The sequence below is a fragment of the Parendozoicomonas sp. 2304DJ65-17 genome (assembly GCF_058148445.1).
Window position 1 is genome coordinate 1 of the sequence record NZ_JBYVJV010000143.1, and the last position, 232, is coordinate 232.

At 48.3% G+C, this 232-nt stretch carries 1 protein-coding gene; it reads left to right on the top strand.

All coding sequences use genetic code 11. The features are described 5' to 3' along the window. The coding region (locus ACY2RR_RS24830; protein ID WP_490110871.1) for a hypothetical protein at positions 1-232 on the top strand (232 nt) is incomplete at both ends.

A 232-nucleotide genomic window follows, 5' to 3' on the forward strand; every position in this document is an offset into this window, starting at 1 on the left:
GAAATGGGCGTTCCCATGGGGAATGATGCCGTTGATGAGCTGGATCGCCTGCGAAAAAACCCGTGTTTCAAAAAAATTAATCAGCGCGATCTTTGCTTTGGGATGGAGCGACTTGGAAAAATCAGAACGGAAACAATTGAAGAGGTCGTTTCCCGTTCTTGGCCTGGAGATGCGCAAGATATTCAGACTGTTGTAGCACAGATTGTCGCACGGAAAGGGGCTCTTCTGGCTA